The organism is uncultured Granulicatella sp. (genome assembly GCF_963515095.1).
Taxonomy (GTDB): domain Bacteria; phylum Bacillota; class Bacilli; order Lactobacillales; family Aerococcaceae; genus Granulicatella.
On sequence record NZ_CAUPXD010000005.1, the window covers coordinates 1 to 25,911 of the forward strand.

The 25,911-nt window shown below is 34.0% G+C and carries 22 protein-coding genes and 1 pseudogene; 19 read left to right on the plus strand and 4 right to left on the minus strand.

The annotated features are described in order from the left end of the window. Positions 1 to 59: 59 nt before the first annotated feature. Together thrC and RWL86_RS02205 are read right to left on the minus strand one after the other, a co-directional pair. Positions 60 to 1,553 carry a threonine synthase gene (gene thrC, locus RWL86_RS02200; protein WP_314076967.1) on the minus strand — a complete coding sequence of 498 codons (1,494 nt, stop codon included), beginning with the start codon at positions 1,551 to 1,553 and terminating at the stop codon, positions 60 to 62. Between the two features lie 129 nt (positions 1,554 to 1,682). Continuing rightward, positions 1,683 to 2,225 (minus strand): biotin transporter BioY, encoded by a 543-nt coding sequence (locus tag RWL86_RS02205; RefSeq protein WP_314076968.1) that lies wholly within the window; start codon positions 2,223 to 2,225, stop codon positions 1,683 to 1,685. Between the two features lie 160 nt (positions 2,226 to 2,385). Between RWL86_RS02205 and RWL86_RS02210 the strand changes: the two genes are divergently transcribed. Both RWL86_RS02210 and RWL86_RS02215 read left to right on the plus strand, forming a co-directional pair. Next, positions 2,386 to 4,125, plus strand: coding sequence for an ABC transporter ATP-binding protein (locus tag RWL86_RS02210; protein ID WP_314076969.1), 1,740 nt, complete (start codon positions 2,386 to 2,388; stop codon positions 4,123 to 4,125). Continuing rightward, positions 4,115 to 5,923, plus strand: a complete 1,809-nt coding sequence (locus tag RWL86_RS02215) for an ABC transporter ATP-binding protein (RefSeq protein ID WP_314076970.1) — start codon at positions 4,115 to 4,117, stop codon at positions 5,921 to 5,923. The genes RWL86_RS02210 and RWL86_RS02215 overlap by 11 nt, the downstream gene beginning before the upstream one ends. 284 nt (positions 5,924 to 6,207) lie before the next feature. On the opposite strand, the gene RWL86_RS02220 is transcribed toward RWL86_RS02215, so the two are convergent. After that, a complete protein-coding gene (locus RWL86_RS02220; protein WP_314076971.1) occupies positions 6,208 to 6,861 on the minus strand; it encodes a PD-(D/E)XK nuclease family transposase in 654 nt (217 codons plus the stop codon). A gap of 207 nt (positions 6,862 to 7,068) precedes the next feature. Between RWL86_RS02220 and RWL86_RS02225 the strand changes: the two genes are divergently transcribed. From RWL86_RS02225 to RWL86_RS02275, 11 genes are all read left to right on the plus strand, one after another. Next, the gene (locus tag RWL86_RS02225; RefSeq protein WP_314076972.1) at positions 7,069 to 9,264 is read left to right on the plus strand and encodes a Tex family protein; all 2,196 of its coding nucleotides are present in this window, start codon (positions 7,069 to 7,071) and stop codon (positions 9,262 to 9,264) included. A gap of 442 nt (positions 9,265 to 9,706) precedes the next feature. After that, the gene (locus RWL86_RS02230) at positions 9,707 to 9,964 is read left to right on the plus strand and encodes a type II toxin-antitoxin system prevent-host-death family antitoxin (RefSeq protein ID WP_314076973.1); all 258 of its coding nucleotides are present in this window, start codon (positions 9,707 to 9,709) and stop codon (positions 9,962 to 9,964) included. Further along, positions 9,961 to 10,335, plus strand: a complete 375-nt coding sequence (locus RWL86_RS02235) for a type II toxin-antitoxin system death-on-curing family toxin (RefSeq protein ID WP_314076974.1) — start codon at positions 9,961 to 9,963, stop codon at positions 10,333 to 10,335. The genes RWL86_RS02230 and RWL86_RS02235 overlap by 4 nt, the downstream gene beginning before the upstream one ends. 401 nt (positions 10,336 to 10,736) lie before the next feature. Beyond that, positions 10,737 to 11,816: a rod shape-determining protein gene (locus RWL86_RS02240; RefSeq protein ID WP_227930952.1), complete on the plus strand. Its 1,080-nt coding sequence runs from the start codon at positions 10,737 to 10,739 to the stop codon at positions 11,814 to 11,816. 11 nt (positions 11,817 to 11,827) lie between these two features. Next, positions 11,828 to 12,031, plus strand: a complete 204-nt coding sequence (locus tag RWL86_RS02245; protein WP_314076975.1) for a DNA-directed RNA polymerase subunit beta — start codon at positions 11,828 to 11,830, stop codon at positions 12,029 to 12,031. A gap of 81 nt (positions 12,032 to 12,112) precedes the next feature. Continuing rightward, positions 12,113 to 12,706: an ATP-dependent Clp endopeptidase proteolytic subunit ClpP gene (gene clpP, locus RWL86_RS02250; RefSeq protein WP_227930954.1), complete on the plus strand. Its 594-nt coding sequence runs from the start codon at positions 12,113 to 12,115 to the stop codon at positions 12,704 to 12,706. Positions 12,707 to 13,036: 330 nt separating this feature from the next. Continuing rightward, positions 13,037 to 13,318 carry a DUF1507 family protein gene (locus RWL86_RS02255; protein ID WP_314076976.1) on the plus strand — a complete coding sequence of 94 codons (282 nt, stop codon included), beginning with the start codon at positions 13,037 to 13,039 and terminating at the stop codon, positions 13,316 to 13,318. A 22-nt stretch (positions 13,319 to 13,340) separates the two neighbouring features. Further along, complete coding sequence (locus tag RWL86_RS02260; RefSeq protein WP_314076977.1) at positions 13,341 to 14,630, plus strand: putative peptidoglycan glycosyltransferase FtsW; 1,290 nt, start codon at positions 13,341 to 13,343, stop codon at positions 14,628 to 14,630. After that, a complete protein-coding gene (locus tag RWL86_RS02265) occupies positions 14,608 to 18,036 on the plus strand; it encodes a pyruvate carboxylase (RefSeq protein ID WP_314076978.1) in 3,429 nt (1,142 codons plus the stop codon). The genes RWL86_RS02260 and RWL86_RS02265 overlap by 23 nt, the downstream gene beginning before the upstream one ends. Positions 18,037 to 18,053: 17 nt before the next feature. Next, positions 18,054 to 18,347 (plus strand): YlbG family protein, encoded by a 294-nt coding sequence (locus tag RWL86_RS02270; protein WP_314076979.1) that lies wholly within the window; start codon positions 18,054 to 18,056, stop codon positions 18,345 to 18,347. 176 nt (positions 18,348 to 18,523) lie between these two features. After that, a complete protein-coding gene (locus RWL86_RS02275; RefSeq protein WP_314076980.1) occupies positions 18,524 to 18,721 on the plus strand; it encodes a hypothetical protein in 198 nt (65 codons plus the stop codon). Positions 18,722 to 18,861: 140 nt separating this feature from the next. On the opposite strand, the pseudogene RWL86_RS02280 reads toward RWL86_RS02275, so the two are convergent. After that, positions 18,862 to 20,225: pseudogene (locus tag RWL86_RS02280) on the minus strand (IS3 family transposase). Positions 20,226 to 20,252: 27 nt separating this feature from the next. Here RWL86_RS02280 and RWL86_RS08420 point away from each other — a divergent pair. The 6 genes from RWL86_RS08420 (at position 20,253) to RWL86_RS02305 (ending at position 25,870) form a co-directional block, all read left to right on the plus strand. After that, positions 20,253 to 20,474, plus strand: a complete 222-nt coding sequence (locus RWL86_RS08420; protein ID WP_399534299.1) for a hypothetical protein — start codon at positions 20,253 to 20,255, stop codon at positions 20,472 to 20,474. Positions 20,475 to 20,791: 317 nt separating this feature from the next. Next, entirely contained in the window at positions 20,792 to 21,349 is a 558-nt protein-coding gene (rsmD, locus tag RWL86_RS02285; protein ID WP_006703512.1) for a 16S rRNA (guanine(966)-N(2))-methyltransferase RsmD, read from the plus strand. Between the two features lie 9 nt (positions 21,350 to 21,358). Next, complete coding sequence (gene coaD, locus RWL86_RS02290; protein ID WP_314076981.1) at positions 21,359 to 21,886, plus strand: pantetheine-phosphate adenylyltransferase; 528 nt, start codon at positions 21,359 to 21,361, stop codon at positions 21,884 to 21,886. After that, a complete protein-coding gene (locus tag RWL86_RS02295; protein ID WP_314076982.1) occupies positions 21,883 to 22,917 on the plus strand; it encodes a SepM family pheromone-processing serine protease in 1,035 nt (344 codons plus the stop codon). Before coaD ends, RWL86_RS02295 begins: the two co-directional genes overlap by 4 nt. Before the next feature lie 47 nt (positions 22,918 to 22,964). Next, positions 22,965 to 23,627, plus strand: coding sequence for a helix-hairpin-helix domain-containing protein (locus tag RWL86_RS02300; RefSeq protein ID WP_314076983.1), 663 nt, complete (start codon positions 22,965 to 22,967; stop codon positions 23,625 to 23,627). Then, positions 23,624 to 25,870 (plus strand): ComEC/Rec2 family competence protein, encoded by a 2,247-nt coding sequence (locus tag RWL86_RS02305; RefSeq protein ID WP_314076984.1) that lies wholly within the window; start codon positions 23,624 to 23,626, stop codon positions 25,868 to 25,870. The genes RWL86_RS02300 and RWL86_RS02305 overlap by 4 nt, the downstream gene beginning before the upstream one ends. Positions 25,871 to 25,911: the final 41 nt, after the last annotated feature.

A 25,911-nucleotide genomic window follows, 5' to 3' on the forward strand; every position in this document is an offset into this window, starting at 1 on the left:
CAAAATCAGGACGTGCTTTCTTCTATTTTTGAGACTTTATGCCCAGCCTCTTTTTGACTTTAAATGTTTAAACTGTCATAAACTGATTGTTTCATTTCTGAAATGTCAAGTACTCTTGTGTGTCTGATTTCTGCTTCCAGTACACTTGTAACGGCTAGAGGAATTTCTACTCCGCTTAATTGACGTACTTCATCAATTAATTGTTGATCACTTAAAGTGGTAACGTCAGATTCTTTTACAGCCGATACAACACTTTGAGGGAATTTGTACGGACTAGCAGTAGATACAATAACAGTAGGAGTGTTGTCTTTGGTTTCTTGTTGGTATTTATTATAAGCACATTGAGCTACTGCTGTATGTGGATCTAATAAATAGTTTTCTTTTGTTAAAACAGATTCGATGGTTTCAGCTGTTTCTTCTTGGCTAGCACGAGCAGCATAAAACTCTTCATATGCGTGTAACACTTCTTTTTCGATATGATAGTGACCATTGTTTGTTAATGAATCCATTAATGCTTTTGTTTCTTCGGCATTGCTTCCTGTCATTTCGAAAATTAATCGTTCTAAGTTACTTGAAACTAAAATATCCATACTTGGAGAACTTGTTATTTCAAATTTTCTTTGACGATTATATGTTCCTGTGTGGAAGAAGTCTACTAATACATCATTTTCGTTTGAAGCACAGACTAATGTTTGGATTGGAACACCTAATTGTTTTGCATAATAAGCTGCTAAAATATTTCCGAAGTTTCCAGTTGGAACAACAACATTCATAGCTTCTCCAATTTTAAGAGCGCCCTGTTTGACGAATTGTGCATAAGCATAAACATAATACACCACTTGCGGGCATAAACGACCAATATTGATAGAATTAGCCGAAGAAAGTTGGAATCCTTTTTCTGATAATGTTTGGTTTAAATCTGCATCATTAAATAGTTTTTTTACCATTGTTTGAGCATCATCAAAGTTTCCTTTAACACCATAAACAAATGTATTGTCTCCAGCTTGAGTAACCATTTGACGTTCTTGAATCGTACTTACGCCACCTTTTGGATAAAAGACAATAATTTTTGTATGAGGCACATCGGCAAATCCTGCTAAGGCAGCTTTTCCTGTGTCTCCAGAAGTAGCTGTTAAAATGACGATATCTTTGTCTTGTTGATTTTTCTTAGCGGCAGTTGTTAATAAATAAGGTAAGATTGATAAAGCCATATCTTTAAAGGCAATTGTACGTCCATGGAATAATTCCATAATATAGGCATTGCCAACTTTTTTAACAGGGGCAATTGCTGGATCATCAAAAGTTGTATCATAAGCAGAGTGAATACAATGTTGTAATTCTTCGTCTGAAAAATCAGTTAAAAATGCTTTTAAAATTGGGAATGCAATTTCTTGATAAGATTGGTGTTGCAATGTTTCCCAGTTCAATGATAATTGTGGCATTGTCGTTGGAACGTATAACCCTCCATCTTCAGCAATCCCTTTTAAAATTGCTTGAGAAGCTGTTACACGATTGTTTTTATCTCGAGTACTAATATAGTGTAATTCTGTCACAATTTATCCTCCTTTATCTCTTCTAATGCTTTGTATTTTACCATAAGTTCTTCTATGTGCCTACTAAGTTGAATAAAAGAGGTGTTAAAAAAAAGAGGCTAGAAATTTGCTTCCTAACCTCATAAAAAATTATGCTTCCTGTCTGAAATAAGGTTTATTTTTTAAACTCTTTAATAATAATAACCCGAAGACAGTTGTGAAACTGATTTTAATTAAATCTGGTAAAATAAATGGAAGTACCACAAGATTGATAGCTTTTGAAAAATCAGCATGCGTAATTAATATAAATCCAATCACTCCACCAATAAATAGGGCAACTTCTCCTAAAAGATTCGCTAAAAAGAGACGAACGGCATTTTGTTTTCTTTGTGTAATCATTGAAGTAACCAATGCACGAATAGGGAAGAAAACTAAAAAACCAGCAGTAGGTCCAAAGAAAGCTTGAAATCCACCTTTTCCACCTGCAAAAACAGGAAGTCCAATGGCACCTAATAATAAATAAAGTACAATAGCAAGTGTGGCTTCTTTTGGACGATAAATCGTAGCAATTAATCCGATGGCTAATGTTTGAAGCGTAATGGGAATAGGACCTAGAGGAATTTGAAAGGGTGACAATGCTGCCACTAGTGCTGCTCCCAATGCGATTAGTGTTAAAGAATATGTTTTGTTCATAATTGTTAACCTCCTAAACTTGAACATGGTAACAATATAAAGGAGTTTTACATCATTGTCAATCTTTTTGGCAAAAAATTGATAGGATTGTTTGAAAAACACTCTAAGCATTGATAGAATAGATACAATACTTTTATGAAATAGGAAGAGGAGTGAAAAGATGTTAAAGAAAATAGTTCCCTATTTTTCAAAATATAAATATTTCCCATTTTTAGCATTTTTATCCATTTTAGTGGAAGTTGTCTGCGAAGTTGGGCAACCGATTATTATGTTAAAAATTATTGACGAAGGAATTCCAAATCGAGATACTTCTATGATTTTATGGTATGGAATTTTAATGATTATTGTTGCGATGATTTCTCTTGGAGCTGGGGTATTAGGAGCGAAATTTGCTTCTATTGCAGGAACCGGTGTTGCGAGTGAATTAAGAAGTGCGCAAATGAAGAAGATTCAAGAATTTTCATTTAAGAATTTAGACTTTTTCTCTAATGCATCTTTAATTACACGTATGACGAGTGATGTGACAAATGTTCAAAATACAGCGATTATGACGATGCGTATTTTAGCACGAGCACCAATGATGTTTTTATTTGCCTTTTTCTTTGCAGTATCATTGAATGCACAATTGTCACTAGTCTTTGTAGTGGCAGTTCCATTTTTAGTAGTGAGCTTGGCACTTATTATTTCAACAGCATTTCCTCGTTTTAGATTATTACAACAGGCAACTGATGGCATTAACCGTATTCTTCAAGAAAACTTTATTGGTATTCGAGTGGTAAAATCTTTTGTTCGTGAACCTTTCGAACGTGTGAAGTTTGGTGTTGAAAATACAAACTTTAAAACTCGTGCCTTACATGCGATGTATGTCATAGTTTGGAATAACCCAATCATGCAATTAACGGTTTATGCTTGTACGATTGCAGTTATGTGGTTTGGTGGAAAATTTGTAATGCATGGTGAAATGACAACCGGAGAATTGATTAGTTTCATTTCTTATATTACACAAATCCTAATGTCCTTAATGATGATTTCCTTTGTTTTTGTGATGTTAACAATGACAAAAGCTTCAATGGATCGTATTTTTGAAGTGATTGAAACAGAAGTAGATATTGTGGAACCTGAGCAAGTCATTCCGACAGAAATTACACGTGGTGATATAGAGTTTGATCATGTTCATTTCTCATACGGAAAAGATCAACAAGAAGAAGTGTTAAATGATATTCATTTTTCAGTGAAGAGTGGACAAGTTCTTGGAATTATTGGACCAACAGGTTCTGGTAAAACATCTCTTGTTCAATTAATTCCTCGATTGTATGATGCAACGGCAGGAAGTGTTCGAGTTGCAGGGAAAGATGTTCGAGACTATGCCTTTTCTGATTTACGAAGCCAAGTAGCGATGGTTCTTCAAAAAAATACGCTGTTTTCTGGAACCATTCGAGAAAACTTATTATGGGGAAATCCTCATGCAACTGAAGAAGAAATGATTCAAGTAGCTAAATATGCTCAGGCACATAATTTTATTATGGAAATGCCAGATGGATATGATACAAAAGTTGAACAAGGAGGAAGAAATTTCTCTGGAGGTCAAAAACAACGTTTATGTATTGCAAGAGCGATGTTGAGAAAACCAGCTGTTTTAATTTTAGATGATTCAACTTCTGCGGTAGATACTTCAACTGATTCATTAATTCGAGAAGCATTCTTTAATCATTTACCAGATACAACTGTTATTATTATTGCGCAAAGAATTTCTTCTATCCAAGGTGCTGATAAGATTGTTGTATTAGAAGATGGAAAAATGAATGGAATTGGAACGCATGAAACATTAATGGAAACAAACGAATTGTATCGTGAAATTTATGAAACTCAAATGGAAGGAGCGAAAGTAGATGAGCGCTAAAAAAATTGGACCAAAACGTCCTGAAAATTTAAAGCAAACATTAGCCGACTTATGGAGCTATTTATGGAAAAGTAAGTGGAGTCTTTTCGCTGTTCTTCTATTAGTTGTGTTAGGAAGTGCCGCTGGAATTGTAGGGACTTACTTTATTCGTCCGTTGATCAATGATTTTATTGCAACAAAAGATGTAGCAGGTCTAGCAAAAATGCTAGGAGTCATTGGCTTAATTTATATCATTGGAGCAATTGCGAATTATTTTTCTGGTAAAATTATGATTACGATTGGTCAACAAACGATTGAAACAATGAGAAAAGATTTATTTGATCATATTCAAACATTGCCAATTCGTTTCTTTGATACAAATAAACATGGGGATTTAATGTCTCGTTTTACAAATGATTTTGAAAATATTCAACAAGCGTTTAATAATAGTATGTTGATGATTGTCAGCTCTTTATTACAATTAGTATTGACATTTGTGATGATGATGATTCTATCGCCAATTTTAACAGGCATGTTAATCGTTATGGTCTTCATTATGTTTGCGATTGTAAGATTCGTAGCAGGTCGTTCGGGTAAATTCTTTGCTGAACAACAAAAAGTTTTAGGGCAAGTGAATGGATTTGTGGAAGAACATATTGAAGGGCAAAAAGTTGTTAAAGTGTTCAATCATGAAACATTAGTCTTAAAAGAATTTGAAACTTTAAATTTTCAATTAAGAGAAGCAGCAAATCAAGCACAATTTAATTCAAATATTATGTTCCCTATTTTAGGTAATATTAGTTATATTAATTATGCTTTAACTGCTTCAGTTGGTGGATATTTAGTCGTATTCCAAGGGATGGATGTTGGGGCGTTAGCTTCATTTTTACAATATTCAAGAACATTTGCTCAACCATTAGCGCAAATGTCACAACAAACAAATGTCTTATTAGCTGCGATGGCTGGGGCAGAACGTATTTTTGCGATATTAAAAGAAGAATCTGAAGTGGATAAAGGAACTGTAACATTGGACCAAATAGATTCGAAACAATGGTATTGGGTAAAAGGGGAAGAGAGAATACCTGTTGTTGGGAACATTCAATTGAATGAAGTAGACTTTAGTTACGTTCCAGATGTTCCAATTTTGAAAAAAATCAATGTTTGGGCTGAACCTGGATTAAAAGTAGCTTTTGTTGGTGCAACGGGTGCTGGAAAAACTACGATTACGAATTTGATTAATCGTTTTTATGAAATTGATAATGGGGAAATTACGTTTGATACAATTCCTGTTACGGATATTAAGAAAGATGATTTACGTAAAACAATTTCGATTGTATTACAAGATACTCACTTGTTTACGGGTTCGATTGCGGATAATATTCGTTATGGGAATTTAGATGCGACAGATGATGAAGTGGTGAAAGCTGCGAAATTAGCGAATGCGCATGGATTTATTAAACGTTTGCCTCATGGGTATCAAACGGAGATTACTGGTGATGGTGAAGGTCTTTCTCAAGGGCAAAGACAGTTACTTGCGATTGCTAGGGCGGCAGTGGCAAATCCGAAGGTTTTAATTTTGGATGAAGCGACTAGCTCGATTGATAGTCATACGGAAGCGTTGATTAGTAAAGGGATGGACCAATTGATGGAGGGCAGAACTTCATTTGTAATTGCCCATCGTTTATCAACGATTAGGAATGCGGATGTGATTATGGTAATGGATCATGGTGAGATTATTGAGCGTGGTAATCATGAGAGTTTAATGGAAAAACAAGGTGTGTATTACCAATTGTATACAGGGCAGCTTGATTTAGACTGATGTAGAAGAAATATGACTTTTCTGATGTAGCATAGGGCGGCAGCAAACAGCTTTGCTGTTTCATGCCTAAAAATTGAGCCTAGGGTCTCAATTTTTCCCGTGATATAATCAGCATTCGCTGATTATATCGCTTGAGCTACTATGCAAGGTATTTTTGTTTGAAGGGTAGAGTTGTTTTTGATGTTTTATGGATAAAAAAGGGCAGCCGTTTTTACAGCTGCCTTTTGTTTTTTTCAATTCTTTTCCTTGAATCGTCATTATATAGTTTTACAATTAAATGATTGTTACTCTTTTCTTTTTTCTAGTGTTTTACGAATTTGTTCTGCTTGTTTTAGTAGAGAATCTGGTGCTTCTGTAAATGGGTGATTACTGAATAGTTCAATCCATCGGATTTTATTGTAGGGTTGTGTGTATTCTGTATGATATTTATCTAATTCTAAAAATTTCATTTCAACAAGATTTTGTGGTTCATCGAATCCTTTGAAATCTACTTTTAGTGATTCATTTGAACTATTACTCAATAAACTGAATGAATGGAATATTCTTTCATCATCGAAACATCGTTTTTGTGTAATATAAATGGTGTAAAATGGTAGTACTTCATGGGGAAAGTATACTGGATGAAGTTCTTTTGCTTCAAACAACTTTTTATTTTTAGTGAAATAGTTTGAAAGATATAAATAATATGATTCGTTTATGTCAACATCCTCTGCTGTTTGAATTTCTATTATCATTTCAGATCCACTGGCTAATTGCGCTAAGGTAGTGATACTTGTTCTATTATCATCCAGAACCTCATAAGGTTTTAGTAATTTTACTTCATGAATGGGGAGTTCTAGTATATCGCTCATAAATTGTGTTGTTATTTCAGTATTACTGAAAACTTTCTGTGCTAGTGTGTGTGTCATTGATTGTGTATGGTTTATACGTTTTTCCATAGGATATCGTCCTCTCTTTTTGTTTTTTGAAGTAGAATAGTTGTGAAGTATTCTGTCTTCATCTTCTATATACGAAAAAATTCTCGAAAAATATTTTTTTATGGTGAATTTTTAAAAAGAAATGAGATTGAGTAAAGTTATGTCTAGAAAACAAAATCTTTTAAAGGTTTTCGTTTTGTGTTACGATAAAATTGATAGGAGGTTTTTATGACAGAGACAGAATTAACCATTGAACAACGTGCGTTGGATATTGTAAAGCAAGAATTAACGCAATATTCGCCAAAGCAAATTGATACAGTATTAGCTTTATTAGAAGATGGCAATACGGTTCCTTTTATTGCGCGTTATCGTAAAGATCAAACAGGGAGTTTGGATGAAGTTCAAATTCGTGAAATTGAAGAAAGACATCGTTATTTAGTGAATTTTGAGAAAAGAAAAGACGAAGTCATTCGATTAATTGATGAACAAGAAAAATTAACAGATGAAATTTTATCCGACTTAATGAATGCTAAAACATTAACGGCATTAGAGGATATTTACCGTCCATTTAAACAAAAGAAACGTACGAAAGCAACAATTGCTAAAGAAGCAGGTTTAGAACCGTTAGCTGAATTTTTATTAGCTTGCACTTCTGAAGAGGTTGAAGCAAAAGCTGCAACATTCATTAACGAAGAAAAAGAAATTTTAACAGTAGAAGATGCATTAAATGGAGCGTTAGAAATTATTGCAGAAAAAGTCTCCGATAATGCTCACTATCGAAAATTGCTTCGTGAATACACGGTTCAAAAAGCTATGCTTGTGACAAGTTTGAAAGACGAAGAAAAAGATGAAAAACACGTTTATGAAATGTATTACGAGTATCAAGAACTTGTGAAAACAATTGTGCCACATCGAATTTTAGCAGTGAATCGTGCTGAAAAAGAAGGTGTGTTAAAAGTTAGTTTGGAAGTAGATGAAACAATTCCGCTAGAAAAAATGATGAAAAAAGAAATTTCGAATGCGAATTCTCCATCTGCACCTTATGTGAAAGCGGCGATTGAGGATAGTTATAAACGTTTCATCGCACCTGCAATTGAACGTGAAATTCGTTCTGAATTAACAGAAAAAGCTCAAACTCAAGCAATCGAGATTTTTGGAGAAAATTTACAAAATCTGTTATTACAAGCTCCGATGAAAGGTCATGTAATTTTAGGATTAGACCCAGCGTATCGAACAGGTTGTAAACTAGCGATTATTGATGAAACCGGGAAAGTATTAGATAAAGCAGTCATCTATCCACACCAAGGAGCAAGTGACTTTAAGCGTGCTCAAGCGGGAACAACATTCAAGAAATTATTGGAAGATTATCAGGTCACTTTAGTCGCCATTGGAAATGGTACTGCAAGCCGAGAATCAGAAGCGTTCGTGAGTGAACAGATTAAAGGGCTGAATCGTAAAATTTATTACACGATTGTCAGTGAAGCAGGAGCATCTGTTTATTCAGCTAGTGAGATTGCTCGAAAAGAATTTCCAGATTATCAAGTAGAAGAACGTTCTGCGGTAAGTATTGCTCGTCGCCTGCAGGATCCATTGGCAGAATTAGTGAAAATCGATCCAAAAGCAGTAGGAGTTGGACAATATCAACATGATGTGAGTCAAAAACAATTAGATTCAAGGCTAGATATTGTTGTTGAAACAGCTGTGAATAAAGTCGGTGTCAATGTCAATACAGCAAGTGCTGCGTTGTTAGAACATATTGCTGGATTAACTAAAACAACTGCAGCAAATGTAGTGGCTTATCGTGATGAAAATGGAAAATTTACGAATCGTTCTCAATTGAAAAAAGTTCCTCGCTTAGGACCAAAAGCGTTTGAACAAGCAGTAGGATTTTTAAGAATTGTAGATGGGAAGAACCCATTGGATGAAACAGATATTCACCCAGAGTCTTATGAATTTGCAGAAAAGATTTTAGAAAAAATTCAAGCAACAAAAGTTGAAATTGGAACGGAAAAAGTAGAACAAGCACTGTCTGCCCTAGATAAAAAGTCATTATCTGACGAACTAGGAATTGGACTTGAAACTTTAGAATTAATTTTCGCAGGATTAACAAAACCAGGAAGAGATCCTCGTGAGGAAGTGGATCCACTGATTTTAAGAAGTGATGTATTATCCATGGAAGATATTCAAGTCGGAATGGAATTACAAGGAACGATTCGTAATGTAGTCGATTTTGGAGCGTTCGTGGATATCGGAGTTAAACAAGATGGCTTAGTTCATATCTCGAGAATGAAAAAAGGTTTCGTGAAGCATCCAAGTGATGTCGTTGCAGTAGGCGATATTGTAACAGTATGGGTTACTGAAATTGACATGAAAAAAGGAAGAGTAGGATTATCGATGCTACCGCCGGTTGAGAAAGAAGCTTAACTAAAGAGAGTATTCGATAAATTCTGTTGGTTTGCTCTTTGACACTTTACAAAAGTAAAAAGGCTCCTAAATGTTGTTACAACAATGTTTTAGGAGCCTTGTTTTCGTTTTTGAAAATGCGTACTTTTTAAGTTAGTCAAAACTAGAGAATAGGAATGAGGTAACTACAAAAAAACGATTCTTAATATACTTCGCAGACGAAATAACTTTATTATTATTTTCCGTAAGATTTCAAAATAGAGTAAAGAGATGTGCTTTTATTGTACAAAAACGAACAGAATCATATGGAGAGATTAGAGAAATTAGCAAAAAAACCTAAGTTATATAATCCTGTATTTGTTAGAATAGATGACGAAGGTAATCTTGTGTTGGAGTAGAAGTCGTTTGAAATAGGTTGAATATATCCTAAAAAATGTTACAATAGAAAAAAGGAGGAGATAACATGCAAATTAATATTGAAAACTTAGTCTCTATTTCAGAAGCAAATCAAAATTTCTCTAAGGTAGCTCGAATGGTAGATGCTAATGGAAATGTGGTGATTTTGAAAAATAACACACCAAAGTATGTATTAGTGGATTATCAGAGTTTAATGAATGAGAAGAAGGGGACACCAACAGTTGTTGAACAATCAACGTTGGATGAAGTTGCAACTTCAGTTTTATCCCGTCATCTTGACGCATTTAAGGAATTGGCAAAATGAGAATCATGACTGTTGAACAAGTTATCGAATTACACAGAAAACTTATTGAAGCGACGGGTGGTCTAGATGGTGTCAAAGATGTAGGATTAATAGAATCTTCTTTATCTTCAGCTTTTAACGCATACTTTGGTGTTGATCATTATCCAAGTATTGAAGAAAAGGCTGCTAGACTTTGTTATTCGCTAGTAAATAATCATGCTTTCTTTGACGGAAATAAACGAATTGGTATTTATGTTATGTTGGTCTTTTTAGAGTTAAATGGTATTGTACTAAAGCAGACAAATGAAGAAATTGTTAAGTTAGGTATAGGTGTAGCTTCATCAGAATTTGATTATGATTCCATTTTAGAATACATTAGAAATCATAGATGATTTTAAATTATAGAGTTGACGGAGAAAATATAGGTATTCAACAAATCCTATTTGTACAATCTTTGATACCTTATATAAATCAAAAAATCATGAACTTTGATTTAACAATGTTTTAGGTGAAAATAGAAAATAAATTAATTTCAAAATATTTATAAATACCTTAAAGTCATTATATGAATAAAATCATTTTCAGGAGAATGTAGTCTAAAACGCATTCTTCTTTTTATTGTTTACTTTAAGCAGAAACAAATTTTCTGGTATTTTCACCACAAAAATAGTCCAGCAATCAAAAGTGTGATATAATGCTTAATGACTATGGATGAAGATGTATAGACAGATTTGCGACATAGATAATAAGACAGAATATGAAATAAAATGACTAGAATAAGAAAGGAAAACCTATGGCAAGAGATATTGGAATTGATTTAGGGACTGCGAATATTTTAATCTATTTAAAAGATCGTGGCATCATCTTAAATGAACCATCATTAGTCGCTGTGGACGATAAGAGTAATACAGTGATTGCAGTGGGGGAAAAAGCCTATAAGATGTTAGGTAGAACGCCACGAGATATTTCCATTGTTCATCCGCTAAAAGGTGGGGTTATTGCAGATATTGCGGTAACGGAACAATTATTAGAGATGTTTATTCATAAATTACATTTGAATACATTTTTTCAAAAACCGGATATTTTAATTTGTACGCCTACAAATGTAACAACAGTGGAGCAAAAGGCTATTATTCAAGCGGCTATTAAGTGTGGTGGACATTCGATTTATTTAGAAGAAGAACCAAAAGTTGCTGCTGTGGGAGTGGGCTTAGATATTTTCTCACCTTCAGGCAATATGATTGTCGATATTGGTGGGGGAACAAGTGATATTGCAGTGCTTTCTATGGGAGCAACAGTATCTAGCCGTTCGATTAAGTTAGCTGGGGATGATATGGATCATCAAATTATGGACTATATTAAGGAAGAATATCAGTTAATTATTGGTGAAAGAACTGCTGAAGCAATTAAGATGGATTTAGGTTCTGCGATTGAAGTGGAGATTGAATCGGATATGATTGTCAAAGGTCGTGATATGACAACTGGGCTTCCGAAGACGGTTACGATTTATACAAATGAAATTTACCATTGCTTAAAAGAAATTTTGGATACGATTTGCGAAGAAACTCGTCTTGTATTAGAAGATACTCCGCCGGAATTAGCAGGAGATATTATTGAACGAGGAATTGTGGTAACAGGTGGCGGTGCTTTAATTCATGGTATTGATCGTATGTTATCTGACCGACTACAAGTTCCAGTCTTTTTAGCAGATAATCCATTGGAAAGTGTCGCTATTGGTACGGGCGTATTATTGGATCGCATTAAGAGAGAGCGTGGGTTGTTTGATGGATTTAAACGTTTATTCTCTTCAAAACGTGTTGTGATGAATCCAACAGCGAATATTTTTGATGATGAAGCACTTCGTAAGTCGTAAGAGGTGAGGGAATGTTTAAGAGATTAGAACAGTTTTATAATAGTCAGCCATTTTTACTGATTGTGCTCATTCGTATTGCTCTATTTCTAGGGTTAGCTTTTTTGTTATTTATAGTAGGGCTTATGATTGGTTACAGTGTTCTTGGTAGTGGTGGAAATCCGTTCTCAGTATTTTCTGGGGAAGTTTGGCAAAAGATTTTTGATTTTGTTCGATAGGCAACTTCTTTGACCTTTATTGACAAATTCGTTACACTTATATTGAAAAATGAAATTTAAAAGAGAGATGGAGGATTCAATATGAATTTAATTCCTACAGTTATTGAACAATCATCACGCGGTGAACGTGCGTATGATATTTACTCAAGATTATTAAAAGACCGTATTATTATGGTAAGTGGACCAATTCACGATGATATGGCAAATGCGATTATTGCGCAATTATTATTCCTAGATGCACAAGACCCTGAGAAAGATATTTATATGTATATTAACTCTCCAGGTGGAAGTGTTACAGCAGGACTAGCCATTTATGACACAATGAATTTTATTAAAGCAGATGTTCAAACAATTGCGATGGGTTTAGCTGCTTCAATGGGTTCATTCTTATTAACAGCTGGTACAAAAGGCAAACGTTATGCGTTACCAAATGCTGAGATTTTAATTCACCAACCATTAGGTGGAGCACAAGGTCAAGCAACAGAAATCGAAATCGTTGCACGTCAAATTTTAAAAACACGTGAACGTTTAAATGCGATTTTAGCAAAACAAACGGGTCAAAAAATTAAAACAATTGAGAAAGATACAGATCGTGATAACTATATGACAGCTCAAGAAGCGTTAGAATATGGTTTAATTGATGCGATTATGACAAACTCAAAAGATTTGCAATAGTAGATAGGATGGAGTCGCCGATTTCTTAGGAATGAGGCGACTATTTTTGTGGGTTGATGAGGGTAATAGGATAGAATTCATTTTTTTGATATAGTAAAAACTCAAAAGAGCCGAGCAGCAACTCGATTCTGATGTAGTCTATTGAAATAACGGTGGCTAATTATGATAAAATAACATCGCTCAATCGACCAAAGTCGTGAGAGGTGTTATTTTTTTGTTTTCATTTCTATTTGTTCGTCCCATCCATTAAAATTTCTCATCATTCTTTAGTTCAACATATGCTTTGTGGTATAATCATTTTGAGTTATTTTATTCAAAAGGAGATAGAAGATGTCAGAATTAAAACAAAATTTTGCTCTTGAGCAATTAAAAGAAAATGCTAATAAAATTTATCAATTAATTAATCAACAAAAAAGTCATCTATGTATTGCAAAATGTCCTGCATTTGAAGAAGTGGTTGACACGCAATTGTTTGGTTTATCCAAGCAAGTAGAGTATGCTGTAGCGATTGGTGTGGTGGAAGAAAATGATGGTCACCAATTGATGGCAGATTTAGAATACGCCTTAAACGAAGTATATAGTGAAGTATATGAAAAAAATTGGCAATCTTAAAGAAAGTTAGAGGTTTATTATTTTGAAAATAAAAGATAAACTAAAAAGTTTTTTCCAAGTTGATATCATTATATTAATGCTCTTTATTGTATTATCCATTTTTGGAGTAGTGATGGTTTATAGTGCTAGTAGTTATTTTTCATTGGCTACACTAGGAAATTCAGAATATTTTTTATATCGTCAATTAGCCTTTCTGGTTTTTGGGTTCATTCTGGCAATCGTTATTGCTAATTTTGGAAGAAGTTTCTTTTTTAAGGAAAGACTTTTACAAATTTCTTATGGGATATTGATTCTTCTTCTTATCTTTGTTTTAACCCAAACTGGAATTAAAGGGGCAAGAAGTTGGATTAATTTACGATTCTTTAATTTGCAACCTTCTGAATTTTCCAAAGTAATTTTAATTTGGGCAAGTGCTTTTTATTATAGTAAATATAAGGACACACAAGATTGGAAATTATTATATAGAATTCCCATTGGAATGATGGTTTTAGTGAATATGTTAGTGTTAATTCAACCGGACTTTGGAACAGTAATGATTATTACGCTGATGATGTGGTTACTTGCCTTGACGACTGGATATTCTAAGCGAGCTCTTGGGATTTCTGGAGGATTATTTGTTTTAGGGTATTTGTTTACATTTTTACCGATTTCGATTATTCAATATGTGCCATTTATTAAGTCGTATCAAGTTGGTCGATTTCTTTCATTCCATAATCCTTGGGATGATACGAGTGGTGTAGGATATCAATCTATCCAAGGATTCTTAGCTTTAGCAAGAGGGGGATTAACAGGTACTGGTTTATCAAGTTCTATTCAAAAAACAGGATTTTTACCAGAAGCGCATACCGATTTTATATTAGCGATTGTTGGTGAGGAATTAGGATTTTTTATGGTATGGTTAGTACTAATCGTTCTCTTTTTCCTAATCATTTATATTATTAGGAAGGCTTTATCTTGCCGATCCTCATTTGCAAGATATATTTGTTTAGGTGTTGGAGTTTTTCTGTTAGTACAAAGCAGTGTCAATATTGGAGCGTTACTAGGACTTGCTCCAATTACCGGAGTTCCATTACCATTTTTAAGTTATGGTGGATCTAGTTTGATTGTTTCAAGTATTGCGATAGGAATGGTTCTATTTGCACTGAAATATGATAAAGAATACCTTGAAGAAGTTAAAAATAACATTAGAATGAATGAGTTCAAATTTGAGGAAAATAAAAAAGATGACAGTTCTCAAGAAGAAGCTTTAGATGAAAAGAAAGCATTGATCAAAGAAGAGGAGGAAGAGCATGAAGAAATTACTGGTGGCTAATCGTGGAGAAATTGCGATTCGTGTATTTCGTGCAGCTTCGGAATTAGGGATTGAAACGGTGGGTATTTTTGCCAAGGAAGATGATCATTCATTACACCGTTTCAAAGCTGATGAAGCGTATTTAGTTGGAGAAGGTAAGAAGCCAACGGAAGCTTACTTAGATATGGATGATATTATTCGTATTGCAAAACAAGCAGGGGCAGATGCTGTTCATCCTGGTTATGGTTTTTTATCTGAAAATATTGATTTTGCTAGGAAATGTCAAGAAGCAGGTCTAACCTTTGTTGGGCCTTATTTAGAACATTTAGATATTTTAGGTGATAAATTAAAAGCAAAAACTGCGGCGCATAAGGCTGGTTTACAATCGATTCCTGGGACAGAAGGGACAGTGTCTTCTGTTCAAGAAATTTATGATTTTGCGGAACAATTTGGCTATCCGATTATGATTAAAGCTGCACTTGGTGGTGGCGGTCGTGGGATGCGTGTTGTTTATCGTAAGGAAGATGTTCAAGATAGTTATGACCGTGCCGTCGGAGAAGCGATTAAAGCTTTTGGTGCTGGAGAATGTTATGTGGAAAAATATATTGAAAATCCACAACATATCGAAGTGCAAATTTTAGGGGATAAACATGGAAATGTTGTTCATTTATTCGAACGTGATTGTTCTGTTCAAAGACGACACCAGAAAGTGATTGAAGTAGCTCCATGTGTTTCTCTTTCAGAAGAGATGCGCTCAAAAATTTGTAATGCAGCAGCTAGTTTTATGAAAGAAATTGGGTATGTCAATGCAGGAACGGTTGAGTTTTTATTAGATGGAAATCAGTTTTACTTTATTGAAGTGAATCCAAGAATCCAAGTAGAGCATACCATTACAGAATTGATTACAGGAATTGATATTGTTCAAGCACAATTAAAAATTGCGCAAGGAATGTATTTACATCAAGAAATTGGCATTCCTACACAAGAAAACTTAACATTTAGTGGTGCTGCGATTCAATGCCGTATTACAACTGAAAATCCTGAAAATAACTTCTTACCAGATACTGGTAAGATTAATACGTATCGTTCACCCGGTGGTTTGGGTATTCGTTTAGATGCGGGAAATGCTTTCCAAGGAAATGTGGTAACGCCATATTTTGATTCACTCTTAGTAAAAGTTTGTACGTATGGTCGTGATTTTTCTCAAGCAGTTACAACGATGCAACGTGCTTTAAAAGAGTTTAGAATTCGTGGAGTGAAGACGAATATTCCATTTTTAAAAAATGTAATCCATCACGAAGATTTCTTAACAGGAACCGCTAAAACAACGTTTATTGATACAACACCTGAATTGTTTAAGTTTCCAAAGGAAAGTAATCGTGGAAATAAAATTTTAAAATATATTTCTGAAATTACTGTAAATGGGTATCCAGGAATCCCACAAGAAACAAAGGCATTCGAGAGACCAACTTATATCGAAACATTGAAGTCCGTTTCAAAACCAGAAATAACAGCTAAGCAGTTACTGGATGAAAAAGGTGCGGATGAAGTTTCGAAATGGGTATTGGAACAAGAAAAAGTTCTTTTAACGGATACAAGTTTTAGAGATGCGCATCAAAGTTTAATGGCAACAAGAATGCGTTCGATTGATTTAATTCAAGCGGCTCAGCAATATGAAGCAGCAGTTCCTCAATTGTTCTCAGCAGAAGTATGGGGGGGAGCGACATTTGATACAGCTTATCGATTCTTAACAGAAAATCCTTGGAATCGATTAGAAAAAATTCGTAAAGCAATGCCAAATACGCTGTTGCAAATGTTATTGCGTGGTTCTAATGCAGTAGGTTATTCCAATTATCCAGATGCTGTGATTCGTTCGTTCATTTTAGAAGCGGCAGCAACAGGAATTGATGTATTTAGAATTTTTGACAGTTTAAACTGGTTGCCTCAAATGGAAGTGAGTATTCAAGCCGTTCGTGATGCAGGAAAAATTGCAGAAGCGACAATGTGTTATACAGGCGATCTATTAAATCCAATGCAAACAAAATATACATTAGAATATTATAAACAATTTGCGAAGGATTTAGAAAAATCGGGGGCACATATGATTGCCATTAAAGATATGGCAGGATTATTGAAACCTCAAGCAGCCAAACAATTAATTACAACGTTAAAAGAATCAGTGGACATTCCAATTCACTTACATACACATGATACAAGTGGAAATGGTATTTTAACATTAGCAACAGCGATTGATGCTGGAGTGGATGTAGTCGATGTAGCCTTTAGTGCGTTAGCAGGTGGAACATCTAATCCAAGTATGGAAACTTTATACTATGGATTAGAAGGTACAAGTCGCCAACCTGAATTAGAGATGGAAAATGTAACAAGATTAAATCGTTATTGGGGAACGATTCGTAAATCTTATCATGCATTTGATCAAGCACAAGTTTCTCCAAGTCCTGAAGTTTACTATCATGAAATGCCTGGAGGACAATATACGAATTTATACCAACAAGCCAAATCAGTTGGTTTAGGGGAACGTTTCGAAGAAGTGAAAGAAATGTATCACCGTGTAAACCAATTATTTGGAGATATTATTAAAGTAACTCCTTCTTCTAAAGTAGTGGGAGATATGGCACTATTCTGTATTCAAAATGAACTCAATGAAGAAAACATTTATGAAAAAGGATTAACTCTGTCTTTCCCTGAATCAGTGATTCAATTCTTTAGAGGAGATTTAGGTCAATCGGTTGGAGGCTTTAATGAAAAACTTCAAAAAGTTGTATTAAAAGATATTGAGCCAATTACTGTTCGCCCAGGATTATTAGCTCCTGAAGTAGATTTTGAAGAAGTTCGCAAAGAATTAGAAACTCTACTTGGGCATAAGCCAAAAGACCAACAAGTACTAAGTTATCTCATGTATCCAAAAGTGTATAAGGAATACCAAGAGAGAAAAGAACTATATGGAGATTTAAGTAAATTAGATACGCAGACATTCTTCTATGGAATGCGTATGGGTGAGACGATTCAAATGGAATATGCTCCAGGTAAAGTCTTTATGATTACATTAGTACAAATTGGGGAACCAGACCAAGATGGAAATCGTATTATGTTCTATCGATTCAATGGACAAAGCCGAGAAATTATTGTGCATGATGCGAGTGCAACAACGACAACTGTTAAACGTCAAAAAGCAGATGCGAATGACTTTGGACAAATTGGGGCAACAATGCCAGGTAGTGTCCTAAAAGTATTTGTAACAAAAGGTGAAGCAGTTCGTAAAGGACAAGTATTGCTTGTGACAGAAGCGATGAAGATGGAAACAACGATTCAAGCACCATTTGATGGTGTTGTAGAAACGATTGCTGTTAAAGAACAAGATATGATTGATGTCAGTGATTTACTATTAACAATTCGTAAAAAATAATGAAGAGAGGAGTAAACATGGAACAAGTAGAAAGAAGAGCAATTATTGTATGGCTCTATACATTAAAACCAATTAAACAATTAAAACGTTTCGGTAATATTCAATATATTTCTAAACGTCTAAAATATATTTACTTGTATGTCAATGAAGAAGAAGTGGAAAGTGTGATGGATAAAGTTAGCAAATTTCACTTTGTTCGAAAAGTTGAAGTATCTCCTCGCCATGAAGTTCGAATGGATTTTACACAAATCTTACCAGAATTACGTGAGGAAATTGAATTAGAAAAACAAGCATTGGCTACAGAAGCGTGATGATTATATAATAAGAATAAAGAGTCCACCGATATCTAATGGTGGACTCTTTTTGTATTGGTTGAATCTGATTGATATAAATTGTGATCTAGCAAGATTTAATTCGTTAAAACCTAATAGTTACCGTTTGAGATTTATGATAAACTAATTATAAGTAACAGAAAGGAAATTTATATATGGAAAATATCGGTACAATTACAAAAAACGTTAAAAAAATACTTTCAATCACTAGTGATGTTAGCAAGATATTCATTGATAATGAGAATTTCAAAAAACATTTAATAAAGAGAAACCATCAAAATATGATTTCTCATATACCTAAAATATCACAGTATTTAAAAAATCCTGATTATGAAGTGACCCCCAAAAGTTAGACTTTTTTTGAGACGACTTAAGTCGTCTCTTTTTGATTAATAAAACAAAATGTATGAATAACCCCCTAGGGGGTTCGCGCTAAAATTTTTGGCGCGTTTTTTCTTGGAAATATTATTAAACTTGCAATTAGATTTACTAGTTAAGCAATACGAGCAGAGTTGGAATGAGTTATTCTGTAATTTACAGGACTTAGTCCATCCAGTTTAATTTTTATACGTTTGTTGTTGTAATAATCAATATAATCGATAATAGCTTTCTCTAATTACTCAAGAGACTTAAATTCTTTTTCAAATCCATAAAACATTTCTGATTTCAATATACCAAAGAAAGATTCCATCATACCATTATCTGCACTGTTCCCCTTACGTGACATAGACGGCTTTATATCTTTACTTTCTAAAAATCGATGATAAGAATCATGCTGGTATTGCCAACCTTGGTCACTGTGAAGAATAGTATTTTCGTATTTGTCATCTGTAAATGCCTCGTTTAACATTGCCTTTAGTTGATGTAAGTTAGGTGAACGAGAAAGATTGAACGCAATAATTTCACTGTTAAATCCATCTAAGACTGGTGATAAATATAGTTTCTGTTCACTACTTGGAATGGCAAACTCCGTTACATCTGTGTAGCATTTTTCCATTGGTTTAGATCCTTCAAAATCACGTTGAATCAGATTATCTGATTTCTTTCCAACATCTCCTTGGTATGAATAATATTTGCGTTTACGACGAATACGGGCAATTAAACCAAGTGCTTTCATTAAGCGTTGTACCTTCTTATGATTCACTTTAAAGCCACGATTTCTTAATTCTAAATGAATTCTACGGTAACCATAGTTTTCCTTATGTTCTGTAAAAATATCTTGTATTTCATCTTTAAGCTGTTGATCCTTATCCGGTTGGTTCATTTGTTTTAAATGGTAATAGTACGTTGAACGAGCTAAATTAATTACTTTAAGAAGAACATCCAATGGAAATTCTTTGATTAATTCTTGAACAATTTCTGTCTTTCTTCTTTCGCTTTTTCCTCCTTCAATCGTAGTTCCCTCAACTTTTTTAGAACAGCAATTTCCGCCTTTAAGTATAGATTTTCTAATTCAAGACGTTCTAATTCTGTCATTTCTTCTAATTTTTTCTTTGGCTTACGTCCCATTGAATTTGGTCTCCCTCTTGTTTTCTCAACAATAGTATACCCATTTTTCTTATATTGTGCTAGCCAATTCGAAAGTAAGCCACGATTCGGAAGTGCATACTCAATACATACACTTAATTGTGAACGACCTTCTAGAAGAACTTTATTCATTATTTCCTGCTTTAGTTTTGGTGAATAGTAACGATTTTTTTCTTTTTTAACAATTTCTATTCCATATTGATCAATCAATCGAACTAAGTATTTAATATTAGAATCGGCGATATCGTATTTCCTTGAAAGATTCTTTAAGCTTTCACCTTGTTTTCTTAGTTGATAAATTTCTATTTTATCTTCATAAGTTAATTTCATAAAAAACACCCCAAAAGTTAGATTTTTATGTCTAACTTTTGGGGTGCAGTACATTATGTAGGTGTCAACCCACGAGAAAAAGGTGTCAGTTTGGAGTATATTGTTCAAGTAGAACCAAATATTCTTATAGCAGTTAAATTGGACAGTAAGAATGGTTACTTTTATGTGGCTACTATGCACGAAATTTCTCAATTAAAATTAACTCAGAGAATTCGCAACGGAAGATTACGAAAAGTTGACAAAAGATAATAAATAATTATAATAGAGGTATAGAAAGTATGAATTGAGGGTAGAAAGGTTCCTACCGCACCTCATAGAGGTACCTGAGATGACGAGGTTACTGAACGTCCAATTTATACTAACGATATTTTCCAAGAAGACACCGCAAGGTGTCTTTTTTTGTGTCAGAATTTATACAGGAGTGATAAAATGACAACAAGACAAGAACTAGTAGATTATGTACGTAATTTATTTAACAGAAGGAGTCGGAGTAGATGTTTATTGTGAGTTGTTATTCTTTTTTTGAGCGTATATAATAAGGTGAATATATTAAAGGAGGAACACAGATGAGAATTATTTCTGGCGAATTTGGTGGAAGACATCTTCGAGCTGTTCCAGGAAAGAACACAAGACCCACAACGGATAAAATTAAAGAATCCTTATTCAATATTTTAGGAGGATATTTTGATGGTGGTGTCATGTTGGATATGTATGCAGGCAGTGGAGGAGTAGCCATTGAAGCTGTTTCTAGAGGAATGGACCATGCCTTTTTATTTGAAAATAATCGTCAAGCGATTCAAACGATTGAACAAAATATTGACATTACAAAGAGTCCGGATCAATTTACATTATTGAAACAAAATGTGAAGCATGGATTAAAAACATTAGCAACAAGGGAAGAGTTTAAACCTGTTTCTTTAGTGTTTATGGATCCACCGTATCGTCTGCAAGAAATTATCCATGATATTGAACAATTGGAAAAATTATCATTAGTAGCAGAAGATGCTGTAGTTGTCGCAGAAGTGGATAAAGCAGTACAATTACCAGAAAAAATTGGACGTTTTACTCAATGGAAACGAGTAGAGTATGGAATTACAGCATTAATTTTCTTTGAATTTGAATAGGAGATTTGTATGGTAAAAGCAATTTATGCAGGAAGTTTTGATCCCATTACAAAGGGTCATCTTCATTTAATCCAACGTGCGACAGTATTATTTGATGAAGTGATTGTGTTAATTTCTCATAATCATCAAAAACAGTATACTTTAACAAAAGAAGAGAGAGTTCAAACAGTTCAAAAAGCTGTGTCAAACTGGAAAAATGTTCGAGTTGTCGTACAAGATGGGGGCTTAACGGTTGAAGCGGCGAAACAATTAGGAGCAACTGTTCTTTTAAGAGGGATTCGTAATAGTCAAGATTTAGAATTAGAAAAGACATTAGCGTATCATAATCATCGATTAGACGAGAATATTGAAACTGTCTTACTCATAAGTGAGCCAGCCTATGAATATGTCAGTTCAACAATGGTAAAAGAATTAGCAAAATTTGGCGGAGAATTTGAGTCTTTAGTTCCAGAGTCTGTATCAGAAATTTTGGAAAAAAGATATGCTGGACAAGAGTGTCAACAAATGACGCTTCAAGAAAGAAGTGAGGAAGTATGAAAAAAATTTCTTTACGAACGATTGTTATATCGTTCGTTAGTTTATTAGTTTTAGGAATCATTGCATTTTATCCTTTACCTTATGTATTAGAAATGCCAGGGAGTGCTGAAAAAGTAGAGGATTTTATTACAATTGAAGGAGTTAATGAGAAGAAGGAAGGGTCTTTTCGTGTAATGACGGTATTGTCCCAACAAGCAACCCCTTTATTAGCACTTCAAACATTGCTACCTCATGTTGAGATGATTCCAAAGGAAAAAGTGTATGGTACAACTTCTAGTAAGGAGTACAATAAAATTCAGGAATATTATATGCAACAAGCTAGAAATGCAGCCATTTCAGTAGCGTATAAGGCAGCTGGAAAAACTGTTGAAGAAGAATTTTTAGGTGTATATGTGATGACAGTTGTTCCTGAATCTGATTTTAAAGAGAAGATTCAAGTAGGAGATATTGTGACAAAAGTAGATGGAGTTTCATTTTCATCCGCGCAAGAAATGATTCAAGCCATTAGTTCTAAAAAGATTGGTGATCCTGTCACGATTGAAATAAATCGTAATCAAGAAATGATTGAAAAAATAGGAGTCTTGGTAGAAAATCCTGACACAGGAAAACCAATGTTAGGGATTCAATTAGTGACGCATTCAAAACTTCATGAATCTCCTAAAGTAGATTTTGATTCACATGGGGTTAGTGGTCCATCGGCAGGTCTGATGTTTACATTAGAAATTTATAACCAATTAACGGATAAAAATTTAAAACAAGGTCGAATTGTGGCTGGTACTGGTACAATGAATGAAAAAGGAGAAGTTGGACGAATCGGTGGAGTAGATAAGAAATTAGTGGCAGCTGTTCGTGCAGGAGCAACTATTTTCCTAGCACCAGATGACGAAATTACGGATGAAATGAGAGAAAAAAATCCTGACATTTTATCGAATTATGAAGAAGCTAAACGAACCGCTGAAAAGATAAAATCCAATATTCAAGTGTATCCTGTAAAAAAATTTGAAGATGCAGTAAAAATTTTAGAAAAATAAAATACAAAACGTCATTTTTTTCGTATCTATAGTTAGAGGAGGGAAAAATGATGTTTTATTTTTTTATGCAAGTGAAGTGTTTATTGATGGAATATAAAAAGATTCTGTCAATTATTGGTGGTGTATTAGCAGTTATCGTTATTATTCTTGTAGGAAGAGGAATGATGGCTTCACCTACGAAAGAAAAAGTAATGGTAACGAATGCTGTGAATACAACAAGAGTGGAAGAAACAACTACGATGATACCACAAAATTGTTATGTAGATATTAAAGGGGAAGTTCTTCGGCCTGGAGTGTATGAGTTTTCTTGTGAGAGTCGCATACAAGAAGTGATAAAGAAGGCTGGAGGTTTTACAGAAGAGGCAGATGAAACAAAAATTAATTTAGCACAAAAAATTACCGATCAAATGCAACTGATTGTCCCTAATGTATATTCTAAACAAGAAGGAGGAGTGACAGAGGGAAATTCTGAAAAAGGAAACTCGTCTAATTCGACTCCATCTAATTCAAAAAAAGGAACGGTCAATATTAATACAGCAACTTTGGAAGAATTACAAACGATAAAGGGAATTGGAAAGAAAAAAGCAGAAGCCATTTTACAATATCGAAAAGAACATGGAGCCTTTCGTACAAAAGAAGACTTATTACAAGTGAAAGGAATTGGAAAGAAAGCATTAGAAGCGATTGAAAGCCAAGTGACTTTCCAATGAAGAAGTGGATTTGGGTAACGGTCTTAGAAATAATATTGGGAGGTTTAATTTTCTCTGAATCTTCACTTTTTTTAAAAGGAATTTATGTTTTGATAGGAATATGGACGTTCATTCTTCATTTTAGAAGTAAACAACAGATGTTCTGGGTATTAATTTTACTCATTTCTATTGGATTACGTTCTTATCAAGTCTATCATCCTACAGTTGTTCCCGAAGGGGAGTTAACTGGGATTATAAGATTAAACCGAGATGATTTGAAAATCAATGGAGACTTTGTAACGGGAATTGCTGAATTAGAGTTGACGTCTTCTAACCATCAAGTGTTATTCCAATATAAAATGCATTCTGAAAAAGAGAGAGCTTTATTTGAAGAAGAGGAGGCGAATCTCACTTTATCTGTAATAGGGAAGAGTAAGCCTGTGAATGAACCTAAAAATAGAGGGGATTTTAATGCACCAAGTTATTATCGTAGTATTGGGATTCTTCGTGTGTTTGAGGTCAAAGGGTTTAAACAAATGGCAAATAAACCTTCATGGATCTCACTATTTCAAAATTGGCGTAGAAAATTTTATTTGAAAATTGATAAACAGCCAGAAAGTTTTGTCCGTACATATGCATTATTATTACTGTTCGGAAAAATGAAAGATGCAGATGTAACAGTGATAGGGCATTATAAGAGACTTGGAATCATGCATGTTTTAGCCATTTCAGGACTTCATATTACATTATTTATTCATCTGCTTGAAAAAGTATTATGGAAATGGAAAATAACTCGAGAAACTAGTGTTACTATCATCATCGTTGGATTAGTCATTTATGGTTACTTTATTCATTGGAATATTAGTGGTACACGAGCGATTTTAATGTATATTTTAGCGCAAATGTCTAAAAAGTTTCATTGGAAACTGACAACAGAGGATTGTTTGGGAATCATATTTTTGCTATCACTGTTTTATCGAACAAGTATTATTGAAAATGTAGCTTTTCAACTAAGTTACGGATTAACGGCAATTTTATTATTGACGAGTTATTTTGCTGAACATAATATTCAAGAGAAATGGAAGAAAACGATTTGGATTGCTTTTTTGACGCCTATGATTGCCTTACCATTGATTTGTCACTATTTTTTTACGTGGAATCTGTTAAGTGTGTTATTAGCTGGTTTAGTGGTGTTGTTATTTGAAAGTATTCTTATTCCAGGAATTTTGCTTTATGCTTTAGCAGTCGTAATAGAGTGGGTGTGGATTTCTAACGGTATAGTTTTCTTTTTAGATGCATTATTAAAAGGATTGAATCACATTTTTACTTTTTGTGAGCAATTTTTATTTTTACGATTTACATTTGGAACATGGTCAACAATGGCTTGGATATTGTATTGGATTACTCTTTATGGAGCTCTTGTTTGTTATGAAAAATCTTGGTTTCGTCCTTGTTCGAGTGTTGTGCTTGCAATAGGTTCTTGCCTTATCGCTCTCAACATTCCTTATCATCTACATGAGCAAATCATCTTTTTAAGTACTGGGACACAAGTTTCAGTATTGTATATTCCAAAAGGATTCAATCATGCCACATTAATATTGAGAGGAGGAAATTCATTCACGGATTCGAAGGGGAATACCATTCGTAAGCCATCTTTTTCAAAAACCGTTGCGAATAATGTTTTAGTAGAGGGAATTTCTCAGTTGGATTCCATTGTGTTAACTAATGCTAATGTGGAAGATAGTGATGATTTGAAAGAGTTGATCCAAGATTTTTCAGTAAGTGAGGTAGTGGTTTCTAAAAATCCATCCGAAAAAAGAGAGGATAGTAAATGGGACATTTCAGTACAAAGTCATGAAATAGGAGAAATGGAGTTGCTTTCTGGTGTGAAATGGGGATTGATTCAAGCAAATAAAAGTAAGAAAGAAGTTCAAAATTCTATTTTTACAATCCAAGGCGAACGAATACTTATAGTGGAAGATAAGATGAAAACTTTACCCGATAAAGCTGATTTTGTGATTTCTTCAAAGAAAAACGCAGAAGGGATAGCAAAAATAAATGGATTTACACAAATACAAACGAAAAGTTTAATTTTAGAAAAAGGAAATGGGAAGGTTCAATCGCATATTAGTTCACGCTTCTTAGATCAGTTAGAACAACAAGTTTCACATATATGGATTTCACAAGAAGATGGAGCAGTTCATATGATGCAAGAAAAAGGCGTACGAAAATTCCATACGATAAAAAGTCATAAAGACGAGTGAAACCATGGACAAAAAGAACACTTCACGATACACTAGACTAA